An 18,798-nucleotide genomic window follows, 5' to 3' on the forward strand; every position below is an offset into this window, starting at 1 on the left:
GAAAATCCGTTAACCATTTGTTAACGCTAATGTTTCGCGCGCGAAACAACCTTGGGGTGTGCGTATGACCGAGCGTCTCACCATATACGACACGACCTTGCGCGACGGACAGCAAACGCAAGGCGTTCAGTTTTCTACCGAGGAGAAGCAGCAGATCGCGCACGCGCTTGATGCGCTTGGCGTGGATTACATCGAAGGCGGCTGGCCGGGGGCGAACCCCACGGATAACGCTTTCTTTGAAGCTGCTCCCCAAACAACCGCGCGGCTCACTGCTTTCGGAATGACCAAACGTCCCGGCATCTCGGCGCAGAACGATGATGTGCTCGCGGCGGTCCTGAACGCTGGCACTAAATCCGTTTGTATCGTGGGCAAGACCCACGAGTTTCACGTCACCAAGGCGCTTGGCATCACGCTCGACGAAAACCTGACCCTGCTGCGCGAAAGCATCGCCCATCTTGTCGCCTCCGGCCGCGAGGCGCTGTTTGACGCTGAACATTTTTTTGACGGCTACAAGGCCAATCCCGACTACGCGCTTTCTTGTCTGAAGACTGTGCTTGAGGCGGGCGCGCGCTGGATCGTTATTTGCGACACCAATGGCGGCACCCTGCCTGCCGAAGTGGGGCGGATCACGGCCGAAGTGATTGCCGCAGGCATCCCCGGCGATCATCTGGGCATCCATACCCATGACGACACCGAAAATGCGGTTGCCTGCACACTGGCCGCTGTCGATGCAGGCGCGCGGCAAATTCAGGGCACACTCAACGGTCTGGGCGAGCGTTGCGGAAACGCCAATCTGACAACGCTTATCCCGATCCTGCTGCTGAAAGAACCCTATGCCAGCCGCTTTGAGACTGGCATCACGACCAAAGCGCTCAGCGGCCTGACGCGTACCAGTCGGATGCTGGATGAAATCCTGAACCGCGTGCCGCACAAGCAGGCCGGATTTGTGGGGGCATCGGCCTTTGCGCACAAGGCGGGCCTGCATGCGAGCGCCATCGCCAAAGACCCGACAACCTATGAGCATATCGACCCCGCACTTGTCGGAAATGCCCGCATCATTCCGATGTCAAATCAGGCGGGACAGTCCAATCTGCGCAAACGCCTGACCGAAGCGGGACTACACGTGGACAAAGGCGATCCGGCGCTGGGGCGCATCCTTGAGGCCGTGAAAGCGCGCGAGGCCGAAGGCTATGCCTATGACACGGCACAGGCCAGTTTCGAATTGCTCGCGCGTGAGGCGCTGGGTCAGATGCCCGAGCTTTTTGAGGTCAAACGCTACCGCGTGACCGTCGAGCGGCGCAAAAACAAGTATGACAAGATGGTCAGCTTGTCAGAGGCTGTGGTTGTCGTGAAGGTGGATGGCGAAAAACGCCAGTCCGTCAGCGAAAGCATGGATGAGGTGGGCAGTGACCGTGGACCGGTGAACGCGCTCGCCAAAGCTTTGGCCAAGGACCTCGGGCAATATTCTTCGATGATCGAAGACATGCGTCTGGTTGATTTCAAAGTGCGGATCACACAAGGCGGCACCGAAGCCGTGACCCGTGTCATCATCGACAGCGAAGACGGGCAGGGCAACCGCTGGTCAACCGTTGGCGTCAGCGCCAACATCGTCGATGCAAGCTTTGAGGCGCTACTGGATGCGATCCGCTGGAAGCTGGTGCGCGACCTGAAAGGGCCAAAGGGGTGATCCGTAAGGTGCTGACTTTCCTGCTTATCTCTGTGGCAATCACCTTTGGGGTCGCGATTGTTCTGATCTTGTCCCAACGTCCCGCCGATTTGCCGCCGGGGGAAGGGCTTGATTTCACGCAAGCACTGGCAGGCGGTCAGGCGACACCGCAAGAGTTGGCCAGCATTCAGATGCGCGACGGGTTTGCCGCCCAAGTGCGCCGCTATCCTTCCGCCGCCGAAGACGCGCCATTGCTGATATTGGTGCACGGGTCAGGCTGGCACGGGCTTCAGTTCGACGGCCTTGCGCGGGCGCTGAGCGATCAGGCCGACGTGATCGTTCCTGATCTGCGCGGTCACGGACCCAAGCCCGGAAGGCGCGGCGATATCGATTATATCACACAGTTCGAGGATGATCTGGCAGACCTCATCGCAGCAACCGCCAAACCCGGTCAGAAGGTCGTTCTGGGCGGACATTCCTCTGGCGGCGGTTTGGTCGTGCGCTTCGCGGGCGGAGCTTACGGCGAACGCCTTGATGCTGCGGTGCTGATGGCCCCGTTTCTCAAATACAACGCGCCGACAACCCGTTCAAACTCGGGCGGTTGGGCACATACTCTCGTGAGGCGCATCATCGGCCTGAGTATTCTCAACACATTCCGCATCACCGCATTGAACCATCTCGAAATTATTCAGTTCCGCATGCCGCAGGCTGTGCTTGACGGACCTTTGGGTGACACGGCGACGACCGCTTATTCCTACCGGCTCAACACGGGCTTTGCGCCGCGGGCGGACTACCTCAAGGACGTGGCAGCACTGCCTCCTTTTACCTTGATTGTCGGCAGCGCGGATGAAGCGTTTGTTGCCGATCAGTACCAGCCGACGATGTCCGCCGTGACCGATAAAGGCACCTACATCATCGTGGACGGGGTGGGCCACCTTGCCATCGTCGACGCGACCGAAACCGAACAAGCGATACGGGAGCTGCTGAATGGCCTCTGATCCTATGACTGCTTTCTTTCAACTGCACCGTGATCTGCCGCGCGAAGGACCGGGAGAGCCTGCCGATGTGGCATGGGCAACGGAACTTGCGGCACTCGCGCCCAACGCACAGATGGCCGATGTGGCGTGTGGTCCGGGCGGAGACATCGCGGCACTCCTTGCGGCGGCTCCTGAGGGGCATGTAACTGCGCTGGATAAAACAGCGCACTTTGTGGATGCCGTGCGTGCGGATTGGGGAACCGACGGGCGGGTGACCGCGCTCAAGGCGGACATGGCACGTATTCACAACAGCTATGACCTGATCTGGTGCGCCGGTGCCGTCTATTTCATGGGGGTGACCGCCGCATTGAATGCGTGGCGTAAGTCGTTGACGAAAAACGGCGTTATTGCATTCTCGGAAGCGTGTTGGTTCACCGATGCGCCATCCGAACGCGCGCAAAGCCTATTCGCGACCGAGTATCCCACCATGACGGACGAGGCGGGTGTGCAGGCACAGATTGCGGAGGCCGGATACGAAGTTTTGGGAACGCGGCGTCTGTCTGATGCGGCTTGGGAAGCGTACTTTGGACCGCTGGACGAGCGGATCGCCAAGCTGACACCCGATGCCGATCCGGCGCTCAAGGCTGTTCTGGACGAGGCGTGGGAAGAGGCCGATTGCTGGCGTACGCACCGGAACGAGTATGGTTATCTGCTGAGCGTTGTGCGACCGAAATGAGCTTTGATGCAGATCTGAACGCTTGCGCTGCTTTGGTCGAGCGGGCCGATCCGTGGCGGTTTCGCGCGGTGATGGCCGCGCCAGTTGCGGCCCGCAAGGTGCTGTTCCCGCTCTATGCTTTCAACGTCGAAGTGGCACGCGCGCCTTGGGTCACGCAAGAGCCGATGATCGCCGAGATGCGGTTGCAGTGGTGGCGCGACGTTTGCGAGGAAATAGCGCAGGGGAAACAGGTGCGCCGACATGAGGTGGCAACACCGCTGGCCCAGAGCTTTGACGTGAAAACAGCTGGGATGCTGGATGAGCTTGTGGCGGCAAGGCGTTGGGATATATACAAAGATGCCTTTGAAGACGAGGCGCACTTTGCCCGCTATATTGACCAGACATCAGGGCATTTGACCTGGGCCGCGGCGCAGGCTTTGGGTAGTGCGGATGAAGCGACAGTTCGCGATGCGGCCTATGCTGCGGGTATCGCTGCGTGGCTTCGGGCCATTCCCGAACTTGAGGCGCGCGGGCGAATTCCGCTGCTGGATGGCACGCCTCAGGGGGTGCGTGATCTGGCTGCGGGTGCGCTGGAACGGTTGCAAAAGGCGCGGGCCAACCGGCGTCTGGTGAGCCGTGCCGCGCGTCCGGGGCTGTTGCATATTGGACCGGCTGAGCCGATCCTGAAAGCCGCGATAGAGAATGCCGACGCTGTTATCGAAGGGCGTTTGCCCGATCCGGTGGAGGACGACCGCCTGCGCCTTGGACTACGGGCACTGACGGGTCGTTGGTAGGACCTCTCAGGCTGTCTCAGGATCGCGCCGGAACACCAACCAGATCAGCGAGGCTCCGGCGAGCGCCAAAAACGGGATCATTGCGATGTTTACAGCGGCCCAGCCGGTTGTCGCATCGCCGCCTGCGCAGTTCATCAACCCGCCAGAGGCCAGTGAGGCAAGGGTCACACCGCCAAAGACCAGCAGATCGTTCAGACCCTGCATCTGTCCGCGTTCATGTGGTTCATGGGAGCTGGCCAGCAAGGTAGTGGCCCCGATGAAGCCGAAGTTCCAGCCCAGTCCCAACAGAATAAGTGCGACATAGAAATTCATCAGGTCGACGCCTTGGAGCGCCACGATGCCCGCGCCGCCCAAGATGGCGATGCCCAGCCCCATGATCTTTTCCACACCGAAGCGGGCAATCAAATGGCCGGTGAAAAACGATGGCGCGAACATCGCCAACACGTGGCCTGTCACAATATTGGATGCGTCAGCCACTGCATACCCACACCCCACAACGGCGAGCGGCGTAGAGGTCATGACGAGGTTCATCAACGAGTAGGAAACCATACCGCAGATGACCGCGACAGCGATGCGCGGAGAGGTAAGGAGTTCCCACCGCGACCGCGCAGGCGCATCACCCACCATCGGTGGGGCGGGTTTGGGAATATCCAGCAAAAAGAACAGTGCCATACCGACAAGATTGATGATTACTGCAGCGATAAACACAGGGAAGTAGCGCATGACGGTCGCGTCCGGTCCGTCGGACAGATAGCTGACCAGTTGCGGGCCGATGATTGCGGCACCAAGGCCACCTGCCATGACATAGGAAATCGCCTTGGGACGAAAGGCATCGGACGCGGTGTCGGCCGCAGCAAAGCGGAAAAAACCGCCCGATGACATATAGATACCTGTCAGATAGCTGCCGACCAGAAGCCACAGGAACGAGCCGGACACCACAGCGTATGCACAAAGGGCCGCACCTGCCGCTCCGCCTGCTGCGCCGATCATGAAGCCAGCGCGACGTCCGTGTTTTTGCATCAGGGGCGAGAGCCACGGTGCCGTTGTCATGGACCCGAAGACGATCATCGAGATCGGCAAGGTCACCAGACAGGCGTAGGGCGATAGCTGCTGTCCCACCAACCCGCCGATTACGAACATCATCGGCAGCTGGCTGCCCAGAAACGCCTGTGCGGCGACCAGAACCGCTACGTTCCGCTTGGCACGTGTATCATCAATCATCGGAAGTCCTCTCTTGGGTGCAAGGCGTAGCGGTGGCGCGGGGCAGGAGCAACCCCTGTCGCGCGGTGTCGCGTCCTCAAAGCCATCGCGGGGCTTGTGCGTGCCGGTGGCCCGACTAATGTCGGTCGCATGACGTCCGACACCCGAATTCTTTTGCTGGCAGGCAGTGCCGAAGCGCGCCAGATCGCGGTGGCCTTGCTTGAGCGGGGCTTGCACGTGCGCGCGCTGATGTCGGAGGCCCCGCGCGGGGCAAATCCGATGCCGGTAGATTTCGAGGTGTGTGGGGAGCCGAGCCAGGAGGTGCTTGCCTCTGCGATGGCGACCAAAGACGCGGTGATTGATGCCAGCCACGGCTTTGACGGTGCGATGACAGATGCAGGATGGAAGGCGGCACGTGCCGCGGATCTGCCGTTTGTGACGCTGCGGCGTCCGGGATGGGATGTGGCGGCCCATGATTTATGGACCGCCGTTACCGATGTGGCGGCCGCGATGGAGTTGATCCCGCCCGGTGCGCGGGTCTTTTCGGCCGCTGGCTGGGCGAGCTTGCCTGACTGTGCCGCATTTCAGGGGTCACGACTGCTGTTGCGCCAGACCACACCGCATAACCGTCCTGTACCGTTCGATTTTGTGCAGCCGGTTTTCGGGACGCCGCCCTTTACCGTAGAGAGCGAGACGGACCTTTTTCGCCGCCTCCAGATCGACATGCTGATGTGCCGCAATCTGGGAGGTGCGCCGAGCCGGCCCAAGGTGGACGCGGCAGTGGCATTGGGTTTGCCCGTCCTTTTGATCGAGCGGCCCGCACCGCCACCCGAAGCGCATTGCGTAGACCATGTAAACGCGGTCCTGGCCTGGGTGGCCGCCCTTTGAGCTTGCAGCGACCAGTGATCCGCGATGCACAGGACGTGGAAAGGGGGGCCGCGTGGCTGGCGGCGACAGAACCGCGTTTTGCACAGGCCCTGGCCCAGACAGGGCCACTGCCTCTGCGTTTGCGTCAGGGTGGCTTTGCCGGGCTGCTGGAGATCATCATCAGCCAGCAGGTCAGCGTCGCATCTGCGAATGCGATCCGTGCGCGGATGGCGCAGGCGGGCTTTGTGACAAAGCAGGCCGTGCTCGGGGCTGGGGATGCAGAGTTGCGGAATGCGGGTCTGAGCAAGCCCAAGGCGCGCTATGCCCTGATCCTCGCGCAGAGCGATCTCGATTATGATGGCCTGGAAGAAATGGATGACGCCGACGCTATGGCGCGGCTGTGTGCGATCACTGGCATCGGGCCGTGGACGGCGGAAATCTATTTGATGTTTTGCATGGGGCGCACAGATATCCTGCCAGCGGGTGATCTGGCCTTGCAGGTTGCAGCGCAGCATTTGTTTGATCTGCCCGCACGCCCCAAGCCCGATGCGCTGGCGCAGATGGCTGAAAATTGGGCACCTTGGCGGTCGGTTGCAGCCCGTGCGCTCTTTGCCTACTACCGGGTTATAAAGAACAGGGAAGGTCTGGGATGACACGAGTATTGAACGCAGAACGCCGCGCGCCTGTATCGGGTGAAACACGATCCATCGTGGTGTTTTTGCACGGTTACGGGGCCAATGGTGCCGATCTTTTGGGATTGGCCGATCCGTTGGGAGAGCATTTGCCGGACACCATGTTCGTGGCACCTGATGCGCCAGAGAATGTGGCAGGGATGCCCAACGGCTATCAGTGGTTTCCGATCCCGTGGATTGACGGCTCCTCGGAAGAGGAATCAATGCGCGGCATGGATCAGGCGGTGGACGATCTGAACGCTTTCCTTGATGCATTGATGGTGGACGAGGATGTGCTGCCAGAGCAGGTCGTGCTGTTCGGCTTTTCCCAAGGCACGATGATGGCGCTGCATGTGGCCCCGCGCCGCGAAGACGAAATCGCCGGTATCGTCGCATTTTCGGGGCGCTTGCTGTCACGCGAAAGCCTCAAGGATGAAGCGGTTGTGAAACCGCCGATCCTGTTGGTGCACGGCGATGCGGATGATGTGGTGCCACCGCAGTCGCTTCCGCAGGCCGCCGAAGCCCTGCAGGAGGCAGGCTGGCAGGACGTGTTTGCCCATGTGATGAAAGGGACCGGTCACGGGATTGCACCTGACGGGTTGAGCGTCGCACTGGCCTTTATGCGCGACAAACTCAGCCTCTGAGGTGTCGTTGAACTGTCACAAATAACCTCTACCTCTGGCCGCGACATCTTGTACGAAGCTTTGGCTTGCCAGCGCAAAACCACGAGATATAGTCGTTTCAAACGGGTAGGGGTGCTTGTCGATGGACGGCGATTTCAGAACCGAGTTTACGAGACAGCCAGCGGGGTTGAAACACCGCCCCGCGCTGGTGCTGAATGCGGACTATCGACCGCTGAGTTACTATCCTTTGTCGCTGTGGCCCTGGCAGGACGCGATCAAGGCCAAATGGCTCGACCGGGTGGATATTGTCGCTGAATATGACGACTATGTGCACAGTCCGACCATGGCGCTTAAGATACCGTCTGTTGTCGTTCTCAAAGACTTTGTAAAACCTCAAAAGCGCGTGGCTTTCACGCGCTTTAATTTATTTCTGAGGGACGAATTCAGGTGCCAGTACTGCGGAACGCGGGGGGATTTGACGTTTGACCATGTGGTGCCGCGTGCGTCTGGCGGCGTGACGTCATGGCAGAACGTGGTCGCGGCCTGTTCGCCCTGCAACCTGCGCAAGGGGTCCAAGGCTTTGCACCAGACGGGTCTGCACCTGCGAAAACCGCCGCGTCAGCCAGGCGCAGAAGAGTTGCGCAACATGGGACGAAAGTTTCCGCCCAATCATTTGCACGATAGCTGGATGGATTTTCTCTATTGGGATGCTGAATTGCAGCCTTGAGCAGGGTGTCGGTGCGATAGAGCGTTTTTTATCCCCATGCATGCGGCGTGGGATTGCATTGGGGTATGCGGATACTGACCGCAGATACGAGTTGAGTTCCTGACCTCAGGTCAGGTCAGGTCCGGCGGAGATCTGTAATTGCCGGTCCGTTCATAGGCCGCTGCGAGCGCCAATAGATCGTTGTCTGCATAGGCTCGACCGGCAAAGGTCAAGCCAGCGGGCATTCGGGTATCTTGCATCATTCCCATCGGGACCGTGACCGTTGGAATTCCTAGGTGTCGAATAGCGAGGTTCCCGTTCGCAACCCACACCCCGTTTCGCCATGCTTTGTCTGCCGATGTGGGATTAGTATCTGCGTCCGCTGGGCCGACATCAGCGACCGCCGGAAATACCACCGCGTCGAGACCAAGGTCATCCATCCAGTCTTCGAGGTCTACACGACGGGTCTTTTCCAGACCCGACAAACCATCGGCTAGCGTTGGAATATTGAGATAGTTCTCAATAGGATGCGCGCGGGCATGTGCAGGATAATCGGCGATATCGTCATCAAATCCGAAGTATCTGTCTGGCAGACTGCCTTGCGGTGCGGGAAATATCTGTGTGCCATCCACAACACTGAGTGATGGAATGTGGGGATCACCGTTTGCTCTTAGGAAATCATCCCAGGCCCATACAGACAGATCGGTGATTTCGTGATGAAGAAAACGGGCAGGGAGGAACCCCCGCGTGCCTATCTTGGGCGCGCCACTGCGGTCACCTTCATAGTTCGTCACGGTCGGAAAATCGACAACGATAACTTCGGCACCGGCTTGTTCCAATGCGGCACGGGCGCTTTCCCAAAGGGCGATGATCGATCCACGGGTGACGATCCGCTGACCTGTCCGCCCGCCAATACCGCCGTCATTGGCGGTGCCTGCGTCGGCATCCTGGTTGATGTACATCGCCGGAACCCCGAAACGTTTCCCGTTAAGCGACTGTCCGGCAAGACCGGCGTAGGTCGCGGGGCGAACATCAGACGCGAGCGGCAGGGTGATCCATGGTTGATCGCGCCAGAAATCGCCACGTGTTTCGCGGTCGTCTGCGACAAGGATGTCGAGCACCTCGAACATATCCGTCATTGTACGCGTGTGCGGCACCACCACGTCCATCGTTGGCACCAAAGGCCAGTTTCCCCGCGTGGAAATCACACCGCGACTGGGTGTGTAGGCACACAGGCCGTTGTTGGCCGCTGGTGCCCGTCCGCTCGACCATGTTTCTTCGCCAAGCCCGAAGGCCGCATAACAAGCGGCTGTTGCCGTGCCGGACCCGTTTGATGACCCAGACGCAAACGCTGCGGTCAGGTAGTCGCGGTTGTAGGGCGATTCCGCACGCCCATAAAGACCCCGTTGCATGCCGCCATTGGCCATGGGGGGCATATTTGTAAGCCCGATCAGAATTGCACCCGCAGCCCGCAGTTTTTCGATTGCAAAGGCGTCTTCGGTCGCAGTTAAGTTGGCAAAAGCTGGCGATCCGGCCGCGACTGTCATGCCTTTGACTTTGTAGCTGTTCTTGGCCGTGTAGGGGATGCCGTCCAACGGACCGAGGGGCGTGCCAGCCTTGCGGCGTGCGTCAGATGCCGCAGCCTCGGACAGCGCGTGCGGGTTGAGGACAGGTACTGCGTTTAAACAGGGTCCGGCACGGTCATACGCCGCAATGCGGTCCAGATAGATTGTGACAAGGTCAGTACAGGTGACCATGTGCGATTGCAGGGCGTCTCGCAGGTCGGCAATTGATGCTTCTATGAGGTTCACGCGGCATTGACCTCTTGCAGAACATTCAGCGCCTTCACGGCGATAACGTCAGCATAGATTTTGAGGACTGCGGACGCGAGTGCGCAAAGATTGATCGGATCAGTTTCAGACGTGTCTTGCATTCTGATATTGTGCGCCGCAACGACCGATTTTGGAATTTCGCAGTTTGTGCTTTGCGATAAGTACCGTTTCCATATGCGCCGCGCTAAACCATCATCGGCGGCCCGATGGAACGGGCCGGCGTGATCTTCACAGGGTTTCCTAGTTCTTCAGATTTGTCCAGATTTGGTCGTCGAATGCCTGAGTCAGCTGGTCACAAACCTCGATCAACATGCTTGCACCTGCTGGCGGGTTTGCTTCAGGCAGGTTGCCAGCGCAGGGTCGAATAGTCTGCCGCGCCTGTCACACCTAACCCGTAGCCAGCATAATTAGATACGGCGGCGATGTTTTCTGGCTCCAGCAGGAAGGCCAGAAAGATCAGCGCGTTGACACCGCCGATTCTTCACAAGGCGCGACCGCCCGCGATATTGCCAACAGACACCTCAAGCCGGTTCGTGTCGCCAATAAAACCGGCGACGAACATGTTGCGGGCGTCGGTGCGCGAGCTTCCCTTCATCTCGAGCCTGAAGCCGACACTATGAAGAACCGAAATATGCGGAAACAGAGCGTAGTTTTGACGCAGCCGAATGGCCCCAAAAGGGTAAAGAATTCGTTATTGCGAACACCGAGTGAGATTTGTTTCAGTGCCGTAAATGTTCCGTAGCGCTTAACAGCGCTGGGACATCGACCGCGATATTGGCACTCTCGTCCATTATCGATTCCCCAGTCTAGCGAGGAAACAAACGCTTGCAGCCGTCGCAAGTCTCGTCCTTTAGGTAGTGACGCCAACGCTAAGCTGCATGAGGCAGTAAAAAACACATATTTCGCAAAGTCTGGATTAGGGTGAACCTATCGTTGCGTTCAAAATCTTAGCCGTTCCCTAATCAAGGCTAATGCAGACTATGCTTTTCCACCGACGCCGGAACGGCAAAGCTGTGCCGGAGACGACGGCAGTATCCAAGCCGTTCTTACCGTCTTGGGGGACCTCAGAATGTCAGTCGAAACGATAGATACGTTGGTTGTTGGCGCAGGACAGGCCGGCATCGCCCTGTGCGAACATCTTGGACAGCAGGGCGTCCCGTTCCTTGTGCTGGAAAAGAACCGCATCGCAGAAAGCTGGCGCACATCGCGCTGGGATGCCCTTGTGACAAACGGGCCGGTTTGGCACGACAGGTTTCCCAATCTGGAATTCGAAGGTAACGCACCGGACGAATTTGTCGGCAAGGACCGTGTTGCGGACTACATCGAAGAATACGCGTCAATGGTGAAGGCACCAGTGCGGACAGGAATCGAGGTCTTCAGGGCCGAGAGGTTGCCGGACCGCGCAGGCTTTCGTGTTGAGACGTCGGATGGCGTGATCGAAGCAACGCGGATTGTTGCCGCAACAGGGGCTTTCCAGCATCCGGTCATTCCGGCGATCATTCCAGAGGCTGCTGACGTCACCCAAATGCACTCGGCCAGCTATCGCAACCCCGATCAACTGAATGACGGGGCTGTTTTGGTCGTTGGGGCAGGGTCTTCTGGCGCTCAGATCGCGGATGAACTCAACCGGGCGGGGCGTAACGTTTACTTGTCTGTTGGCCCTCACGATCGCCCGCCGCGTCGCTACCGTGGCCGTGATTTCGTTTGGTGGCTTGGGGTTCTTGGTTTGTGGGATTTGGCCGCGCAGGCACCGGGCACTGAACACGTCACGATATCTGTCAGCGGGGCCTACGGCGGGCGGACCATGGATTTTCGCCGCCTTGGTGGTGAGGGCGTGATGCTTGTTGGCCGAACAAGCAAGTACGAAGACGGCAAAATAATCTTTGCGGATGACCTCCTGAGCAATGTTGCGGCAGGAGATGCAAACTATTTCGAGATGCTGGATGCGGCGGATGCCTATGCTGAAGCGATGGGTCTTGATTTGCCGCTGGAACCTGAAGCCCGCGCAATGTTTCCTGATCCTGACAGTCTGACACATCCGATCCGGTCGCTAGATTTGGCGGCCGAAGGAATTAGGACCGTCATTTGGGCCACCGGATTCAAACAGGATTTCGGCTGGCTCAAGGTTGATGCGTTTGATGATCGCGGCGCACCTATCCACCAGCGCGGTGTGTCAAAGGAGCCGGGCGTCTATTTCCTCGGACTGCCATGGCAATCGCGCCGCGGATCAACTTTTTTGTGGGGTGTCTGGCACGACGCGAAGTTTGTCGCAGACCAGATTGCCATTCAACGCGCTTATGCAAACTATCAAGGCGAGGCGGCCATTGTGCCCTCAGCCGCCGAATAAGGAAAATCCATGGCTCACACGCGCATTCGTAAGTTCAACACCTCCGACACGTACCCCGAACAGAACCTTGATAATGATCTGTGTCAGGCGGTTGTGACGGAGGTCGGCAAGACCGTCTGGCTGCGCGGTCAGTGTCCGCAAAACCTTGATGATGCTGTCAATCTGCACAGTCATGATCCGGTCGAACAAACCCATAAGGTCATGCAGAACATCAAGCAGCTGATTGAAGAAGCAGGGGGCGAGATGGAACATCTTGTAAAGGTCGTGGTCTATATCACCGATGTACGCCACCGCGAGGCTGTGTACCGCACGATGGGTGAATACATCAAAGGCGTGCATCCTGTGTCTACCGGATTGGTTGTGCAGGCTTTGGCTCGCCCTGAGTGGCTTGTTGAAATTGACGGCACGGCGGTCATTCCGGCATGACATTTTCACTGGTCGCCCGTTGTGCGGAAACAGGCATGTTTGGCTTGGCAATTTCGTCGTCGTCACCCGCAGTTGCTGCGCGTTGTGCTTATGCGCGGGCTGGGGTGGGGGCTGTCGCATCGCAGAACGTGACGGACCCTACGTTGGGACCACTTGCCCTTGATCTAATGGCTGGCGGAATGAATGCGGCCGAGGCCGTTGCAGGCGTTCGCGATCTAGGGAAATTCATTGAGTATCGTCAGGTACTTGCCGTGGACAAAACAGGTGCGACAGCCATCCACTCAGGGCCGAATTCGCTGGGCATCTGGACACAGGCGCAAGGGCCGGACGTCGCTTCCGGCGGGAACATGCTGGCCAACGATGGTGTCCCGCAGGCGGTGGTTGACGGTTTTCTGGGCACCAAGGGACATCTGGGTGACCGGTTGATCGCGGCGATGCGCGCGGGCTTAGCGCAGGGAGGAGAGGCTGGACCGCTTCATTCAGCTGGAATGCTGATGGTAGACAAGGTCACGTGGCCAGTAGCCGACCTGCGCTGTGACTGGACGGAAGACTGCCCGATCGAGAACATCGCGACCGCTTGGGACATCTACAAGCCGCAGTTGGACGCCTATGTGCAACGTGCAATCGACCCGCGCGACGCGCCCTCATACGGCGTTCCGGGTGATGAATAGGTAAGGAAATTCAAATTGTGGACTCCACCAAAGCAGGTTGGACAAAACGCGCGTCCGGCCTGACATTCCGTAATCAGGCGTCTATTCATGGCAAATTCGTGGACGCCGCGTCTGATGAAACCTTTCAATCTATCAACCCCGCAAACGCTGCGGTGCTTGCCGATGTCGGATCTTGCGACGTCGAAGATGTGAACCTCTCCGTGTCCGCAGCGCGTTCTGCCTTTGACAGCGGAAGCTGGTCGCGGCCGGCTCCTATACGTGAGGACCTTGGAAGAGTTCGCACTTTAAACAGCCTGAACATGGGCAAACTGGTCACCGACGCGGTAATAATCGATCCGCTTGATCCAACATCAAAAAGGGGTGCGATCGTGGAAAACAAATAACCGATGGCGTCATGCAGTTCGTGGACAACGGCAAGACGTCTGCGAAACTTGTGGCGGGGGAGAGCGGGGGCAGGTCGAGGACAAGGGATGTTTCGTTCAGCCGACTATCTTTGATGACGTGCGCCGCGACGGTCCGCTGGCGCGGGATGAAATCTTCGGCCCCGTGCTATCTGTCATTGCATTTGACAGCGAAGGCGAGGCGGTGCGATTGGTCAATGACAGCATCTATGGCCTTGCTACATCTGTTTGGACTGACAGTTTGAGTCGTGCTTTGCGGGTGTCAGATAAGTTCATGGCGGGAAAAGTGTCTGTGAACACGGTGGACGCGCTAAGCGCGATGCCCCCTCTTGTGCATGAAACAAACTGGTTTCGGACGCGATCTGTGCTTGCACAGCTTTGATAAATATACGGCTTTGAAAATCACGTGGATCAAGTATTCAGCTTGATCCTGTATTCGTATCAAGCAAAGTAGCCCGATGGCATCACGGTTCACACTACGGCAGCTGGAATACTTTGTCGCCGTCGGCGAACAGGGCTCCATTGCGCAGGCAAGTGCCATGGTAAACGTGTCTTCGCCGTCAATTTCGGCGGCAATCACCCAGCTTGAAGCCGAATTTGGCTTGCCGTTGTTCGTGCGCAAGCACGCGCATGGCCTTAGTTTGACGCAGGCAGGGCGGCAGTTTCTTGATCAGGCTCGCAAAGTTCTGACGGAAGCCGAGGGTCTGACCAGACTGGCCGGAACCATTTCAGGAAACGTGCAGGGGCCGCTTACGGTGGGGTGCCTTCTGACATTTGTGCAGGTTTTGCTGCCTGCAATCCGGCGCCGGTTTCAAAACGAATATCCTGATGTCCAAGTTACCCAGCTTGAGTGTGACCAGTTGACACTAATCGAAAAACTCAGGCGCGCCGAGATTGATGTTGCTCTCACGTATGATCTTGAAATTCCAGCCGATCTTGAATTTATTCCGGTGCGATCACTGCCCCTCTATGCAGTCGTGTCGGCCTATCATCCTTTAGCTGATCAGAAATCCGTATCGGCGAGAACACTGGCGGATCACCCGATGGTCCTGCTCGACCTGCCGATCAGCAGCGCCTATTTCCTTAGCACCTTTGATAAGGCGGGCGTGACGCCAAATATTGTCGAACGTACGCGCGATATGGCGGTCATGCGCTCTTTGGTAGCGAACGGGTTCGGGTTTTCCGTGGCAAACATTCGTCCCCATTCGGACTTGTCACCTGATGGTCGCGAATTGAGGTTTATTCCTTTAGAAGGGACGCATCGACCGATGAACCTGGGGTTCGTCGTTCCCGAAGGAGCGCGTAGCGTGTTGTCTGTCGATGCTTTCATTGAGCATGCGTCACAATCGATCTCCAAGTGGGGTTATCCGGGGCTTCCGATCGCTCGCAAGACTTAAGCGCTCCCTAAGCTATGCTTTCGTAACCGCGACTTTAGCCTAAGTCCGTTGTCTGTCACCAATATCGTGCGGCCCCCTCAATTCAGGAGAACTCCCCCGTGCGCGACCCCCGTTTCGATATCCTTTTTGAGCCGATGGAAATCGGGCCCGTCACAGCCAAGAACCGCTTCTATCAGGTGCCCCATTGTAACGGTGGCGGTTATCGTGATCCGTCTGCTGCGGCTGCGATGCGCGGATCCAAGGCTGAAGGGGGCTGGGGCGTGATCTTTACCGAGCAGTGCGAAATGCACCATACTTCGGAGATTACCCCGTTCATCGAGCTCCGCCTTTGGGAAGACAAAGACATCCCCATGTTGCGTAAAATGTCTGACCGGATGAAAGAACACGGCGCATTGGCTGGGATACAGCTGGCCTATTCAGGTGTGAATGGGCCCAACCTCTATTCCAAAGAGGTGCCATTGGCCGTCTCTGCGCAGCCGATCCGCACCTTCACAAACGATCCTGTACAGGCGCGGGCGTTGGACAAGACGGATATCCGCGATCTTCGCCGCTGGTTCGTTAACGCCGCAAAACGGTCCAAGGAGGCGGGCTTTGACCTGATCTGCCTTTATGGTGCCCACGGGTTTGGCATTTTCCAACACTTTCTGAGCCGCGCAACGAACCACCGGACGGATGAATATGGCGGTAGCCTTGAAAACCGCGCGCGGTTCGTCAACGAAGTGATCGCCGACATGCGGGACGCGGTCGGCGACACGATGGGTATTACACTTCGCGTGTCACTGGACGAGACTATCGGCGAGCTTGGATTTTCGAATGCCGAAGTGCGCGAGTTTGTCGATATGAACCGCAACTTGCCGGACCTTTGGGATTTGGCGCAAGGGACATGGGAAGAATGCTCTGGCCCGTCACGTTTCAAAGAAGAAGCTGCACAACATGACCTGGTTAAAGGCATTCACGAGCTGACCGACAAGCCGATTGTCGGCGTCGGTCGTTTTACAAGCCCCGATGTAATGGCGAAGATGATCAAGTCCGGAACATTGGATTTCATCGGTTGTGCGCGTCCGTCTATTGCCGACCCCTTCCTACCCAAGAAGGTTGAAGAGGGGCGTGTCGAAGACATTCGGGAATGTATCGGGTGTAACATCTGCGTCACCGGTGACATGACAATGTCGATCAGTCGCTGCACGCAGAACCCGACCTTCATGGAGGAGTGGCGCAAAGGTTGGCACCCTGAACGCATGAACATCAAAGGCGACAGTTCGAATGTGCTGGTCATCGGAGCCGGACCTGCAGGGCTTGAAGCAACACGTGCCTGCGCAGAGCGCGGGTATGATGTTGCGCTGGCCGAAGCGGGAACCGTTCTGGGTGGGCGCGTTGCGCGTGAGCGTTACCTGCCGGGGTTGAGCGCATGGGGCCGCGTCGCGGACTACCGCGAGTACCAGATTAACCAGAAACCCAATGTGGAAAGCTATCTCGACAGTGAACTGGACGCAGAGAGCATCCTTGAATTCGGATTTGAAAACGTCTGCATCGCGACAGGGTCAAAGTGGCGCCGCGATGGGGTCTCGCGGCAGCACGTGGTGCCGTTCCCGACAGATGATGCGTTGCCCTTGTTCACGCCTGACGACTTGATGGACGGTGCGACGCCAGCGGGCCACGTGGTGGTTTACGATGATGACCACTATTATATGGGCGGCGTGCTGGCCGAACTTCTGATCCAGCAGGGATGTAGGGTCACTCTTGTTACGCCAGCAGCTTATGTCAGCGAGTGGACCTTGAACACGTTGGAGCAATACGAAATCCACCGCCGCCTTGCGGGTATGGGGGTGCAAATCGAATTGAACCGCGGTGTTACAGCAATAGCCAACGACCACGTGGAAACCAACTGCATGTTCACCGACCAGAGGCGGGCAGTTGAATGTGATGCAGTTGTAATGGTGTCGTCACGGTTGGAAAACAACAGCGTCTATCAGGATCTGAAAGCACGAGAGGCCGAATGGGCGGACGCGGGGATTAAGTCGGTTCGACTGATCGGCGATGCCAATGCTCCGGGTCCCATTGCGTGGGCGACATACGCGGGCCACCGATACGCGCGTGAGTTGGATGGCGAAGACATCGGCGATGCTCTGCCTTTCCGCCGTGAAATCACGGAGCTTGCAGTCGATTGAAATCAGCATTCCCTTTTTCCCAAAAGCTGATCGCGGGCATTTTGGATTGGACACGGCAGCGTATTCAGGGCGGGCAGGATCCCACGCATGGTGCGCAGAGCTTTGACGCGCTTGAACCACAGCTTGGCGGCTCGATCACCGAAGACGGGATCGGGGGCAAGGCGGCGTTTGGGCTATTCACGGATGTAATTGTGCCTTCGACGCGGCCATTTGGTCATCCGACGTCGCTAAGCTATGTTGCGTCGGCACCCAGCCAAGCCGCGCTTAGTTTTGATGCAGCCCTCGGTGCAGCTGGTATTTTTGCAGGCAATTGGGATGGCGGCGCGGGTGCCATCCACGCGGAAAACCAGGCGTTGCATTGGTTGGCTGATCTGGCGGGCTGGGGTGATACGGCAGGCGGCGTGTTTGTCGCGGGCGGCACGCTGGGCAATCTGTGCGCACTCCATGCCGCGCGGGATTGGAAATCGCGGCGCATTAGGCGACCAGATCGTTGGGCGGTCTTATGTTCCGGCGAGGCGCACAGCTCTATTCGTGCTGCTGCCAGCGTGATGGACATCGACGTTATCGAAGCCACGCCGGACGACAAGGGCCGGATGTCGGCGCAATCTGCCCACGCGGTCATGAAACCAAACGTCTTCGCGATTGTGGCCAATGCCGGGGCCACAAATTGTGGCGCAGTGGATGATATATCGGGGCTGGCGGACTTAGCCGAAGAGCATGATCTGTGGCTGCATATCGATGGGGCTTACGGCTTGGCTGCCATTGCTGATCCACAAACACGGCCGGTCTTTGCCGGGATCGACCGCGCGCACAGTCTTATTGTTGATCCGCACAAATGGCTGTTTGCACCTTATGACAGCTGTGCCTTGGTGTACCGCAATGCAGCAGATGCGGCCAATGCCCATGGGCAGAGCGCGGTGTATCTGGACGCGGTGGACAAGACGCATTGGAATCCTTCCGATTACGCGCTGCACCTGACGCGTCGCGCCCGCGGCCTGCCGTTTTGGTACTCACTGGCAACGCATGGTACCAAAGCCTACGGCGATGCGATTGCGACGACCATCGCGACGGCACAGGCAATTGCAGATGGGATTGCCCAGATGGACGGGCTGGATCTGCTTCTTGGTCCGCAGCTGTCCGTCATATTGTTCCGCCCGACAGCGATGTCATCTGAAGACATGGATGCTTGGGCCGAACGACACCGCCGTTCCGGGGCGTTACTGTGCTTGCCAACCACGTGGCATGGCGAAAAGGTTTTCCGGCTTTGCATCGTTAATCCGGAAACGGACCCTGACGATGTATTGGCGATTTTGAAATCGCTTACTTGAGGGGGGGGG

General features: G+C 58.2%; 19 protein-coding genes. 16 read left to right on the forward strand and 3 right to left on the reverse strand.

Features of this window, described 5'->3' with window-relative positions:
• Window positions 1-64 precede the first annotated feature (64 nt).
• Genes cimA through Z946_RS0118100 form a run of 4 tightly spaced genes read left to right on the forward strand, consistent with a single transcriptional unit; the run spans window position 65 to window position 4,152 of the window.
• The gene (cimA, locus tag Z946_RS0118085) at window positions 65-1,687 is read left to right on the forward strand and encodes a citramalate synthase (RefSeq protein WP_025057130.1); all 1,623 of its coding nucleotides are present in this window, start codon (window positions 65-67) and stop codon (window positions 1,685-1,687) included.
• Window positions 1,684-2,664, forward strand: a complete 981-nt coding sequence (locus tag Z946_RS0118090; RefSeq protein WP_025057131.1) for an alpha/beta hydrolase — start codon at window positions 1,684-1,686, stop codon at window positions 2,662-2,664. Before cimA ends, Z946_RS0118090 begins: the two co-directional genes overlap by 4 nt.
• Window positions 2,654-3,379, forward strand: a complete 726-nt coding sequence (locus Z946_RS0118095) for a class I SAM-dependent methyltransferase (RefSeq protein ID WP_025057132.1) — start codon at window positions 2,654-2,656, stop codon at window positions 3,377-3,379. Before Z946_RS0118090 ends, Z946_RS0118095 begins: the two co-directional genes overlap by 11 nt.
• Window positions 3,376-4,152 (forward strand): squalene/phytoene synthase family protein, encoded by a 777-nt coding sequence (locus tag Z946_RS0118100; protein ID WP_025057133.1) that lies wholly within the window; start codon window positions 3,376-3,378, stop codon window positions 4,150-4,152. Before Z946_RS0118095 ends, Z946_RS0118100 begins: the two co-directional genes overlap by 4 nt.
• 6 nt (window positions 4,153-4,158) lie before the next feature.
• Here the strand turns inward: Z946_RS0118100 and Z946_RS0118105 are convergent, their stop codons facing one another.
• Complete coding sequence (locus Z946_RS0118105; RefSeq protein ID WP_025057134.1) at window positions 4,159-5,373, reverse strand: MFS transporter; 1,215 nt, start codon at window positions 5,371-5,373, stop codon at window positions 4,159-4,161.
• A 129-nt stretch (window positions 5,374-5,502) separates the two neighbouring features.
• On the opposite strand from Z946_RS0118105, the gene Z946_RS0118110 reads away from it, so the two are divergent.
• The 4 genes from Z946_RS0118110 (at window position 5,503) to Z946_RS0118125 (ending at window position 8,240) form a co-directional block, all read left to right on the forward strand.
• Window positions 5,503-6,240, forward strand: a complete 738-nt coding sequence (locus Z946_RS0118110; protein WP_025057135.1) for a precorrin-6A/cobalt-precorrin-6A reductase — start codon at window positions 5,503-5,505, stop codon at window positions 6,238-6,240.
• Window positions 6,241-6,254: 14 nt separating this feature from the next.
• Window positions 6,255-6,872 carry a DNA-3-methyladenine glycosylase family protein gene (locus tag Z946_RS0118115; protein WP_241461349.1) on the forward strand — a complete coding sequence of 206 codons (618 nt, stop codon included), beginning with the start codon at window positions 6,255-6,257 and terminating at the stop codon, window positions 6,870-6,872.
• Window positions 6,869-7,534, forward strand: coding sequence for an alpha/beta hydrolase (locus Z946_RS0118120; protein WP_025057137.1), 666 nt, complete (start codon window positions 6,869-6,871; stop codon window positions 7,532-7,534). Before Z946_RS0118115 ends, Z946_RS0118120 begins: the two co-directional genes overlap by 4 nt.
• A gap of 121 nt (window positions 7,535-7,655) precedes the next feature.
• Window positions 7,656-8,240 (forward strand): HNH endonuclease, encoded by a 585-nt coding sequence (locus tag Z946_RS0118125; RefSeq protein WP_025057138.1) that lies wholly within the window; start codon window positions 7,656-7,658, stop codon window positions 8,238-8,240.
• 110 nt (window positions 8,241-8,350) lie between these two features.
• Here the strand turns inward: Z946_RS0118125 and Z946_RS20860 are convergent, their stop codons facing one another.
• Both Z946_RS20860 and Z946_RS21910 read right to left on the reverse strand, forming a co-directional pair.
• Window positions 8,351-10,030 (reverse strand): amidase, encoded by a 1,680-nt coding sequence (locus Z946_RS20860; RefSeq protein ID WP_037969288.1) that lies wholly within the window; start codon window positions 10,028-10,030, stop codon window positions 8,351-8,353.
• Complete coding sequence (locus Z946_RS21910) at window positions 10,027-10,152, reverse strand: hypothetical protein (RefSeq protein ID WP_260168301.1); 126 nt, start codon at window positions 10,150-10,152, stop codon at window positions 10,027-10,029. The genes Z946_RS20860 and Z946_RS21910 overlap by 4 nt, the downstream gene beginning before the upstream one ends.
• A 968-nt stretch (window positions 10,153-11,120) precedes the next feature.
• Between Z946_RS21910 and Z946_RS0118145 the strand changes: the two genes are divergently transcribed.
• From Z946_RS0118145 to Z946_RS0118180, 8 genes are all read left to right on the forward strand, one after another.
• A complete protein-coding gene (locus Z946_RS0118145; RefSeq protein WP_025057139.1) occupies window positions 11,121-12,398 on the forward strand; it encodes a flavin-containing monooxygenase in 1,278 nt (425 codons plus the stop codon).
• Between the two features lie 9 nt (window positions 12,399-12,407).
• Window positions 12,408-12,824: a RidA family protein gene (locus Z946_RS0118150; protein WP_025057140.1), complete on the forward strand. Its 417-nt coding sequence runs from the start codon at window positions 12,408-12,410 to the stop codon at window positions 12,822-12,824.
• The gene (locus Z946_RS0118155) at window positions 12,821-13,495 is read left to right on the forward strand and encodes a DUF1028 domain-containing protein (RefSeq protein ID WP_025057141.1); all 675 of its coding nucleotides are present in this window, start codon (window positions 12,821-12,823) and stop codon (window positions 13,493-13,495) included. Before Z946_RS0118150 ends, Z946_RS0118155 begins: the two co-directional genes overlap by 4 nt.
• Before the next feature lie 17 nt (window positions 13,496-13,512).
• On the forward strand, window positions 13,513-13,878 hold the full coding sequence (locus Z946_RS21850; RefSeq protein WP_025057142.1) for an aldehyde dehydrogenase family protein: 366 nt from the start codon (window positions 13,513-13,515) through the stop codon (window positions 13,876-13,878).
• Window positions 13,856-14,278: an aldehyde dehydrogenase family protein gene (locus Z946_RS21855; protein ID WP_241461350.1), complete on the forward strand. Its 423-nt coding sequence runs from the start codon at window positions 13,856-13,858 to the stop codon at window positions 14,276-14,278. The genes Z946_RS21850 and Z946_RS21855 overlap by 23 nt, the downstream gene beginning before the upstream one ends.
• A 76-nt stretch (window positions 14,279-14,354) precedes the next feature.
• Window positions 14,355-15,293, forward strand: a complete 939-nt coding sequence (locus Z946_RS0118170; RefSeq protein WP_025057144.1) for a LysR family transcriptional regulator — start codon at window positions 14,355-14,357, stop codon at window positions 15,291-15,293.
• Between the two features lie 98 nt (window positions 15,294-15,391).
• Entirely contained in the window at window positions 15,392-17,461 is a 2,070-nt protein-coding gene (locus Z946_RS0118175) for an oxidoreductase (RefSeq protein WP_025057145.1), read from the forward strand.
• Entirely contained in the window at window positions 17,458-18,789 is a 1,332-nt protein-coding gene (locus Z946_RS0118180) for a pyridoxal phosphate-dependent decarboxylase family protein (RefSeq protein WP_025057146.1), read from the forward strand. The genes Z946_RS0118175 and Z946_RS0118180 overlap by 4 nt, the downstream gene beginning before the upstream one ends.
• Window positions 18,790-18,798 lie beyond the last annotated feature (9 nt).

The sequence above is a fragment of the Sulfitobacter noctilucicola genome (assembly GCF_000622385.1).
GTDB classification, from domain to species: domain Bacteria; phylum Pseudomonadota; class Alphaproteobacteria; order Rhodobacterales; family Rhodobacteraceae; genus Sulfitobacter; species Sulfitobacter noctilucicola.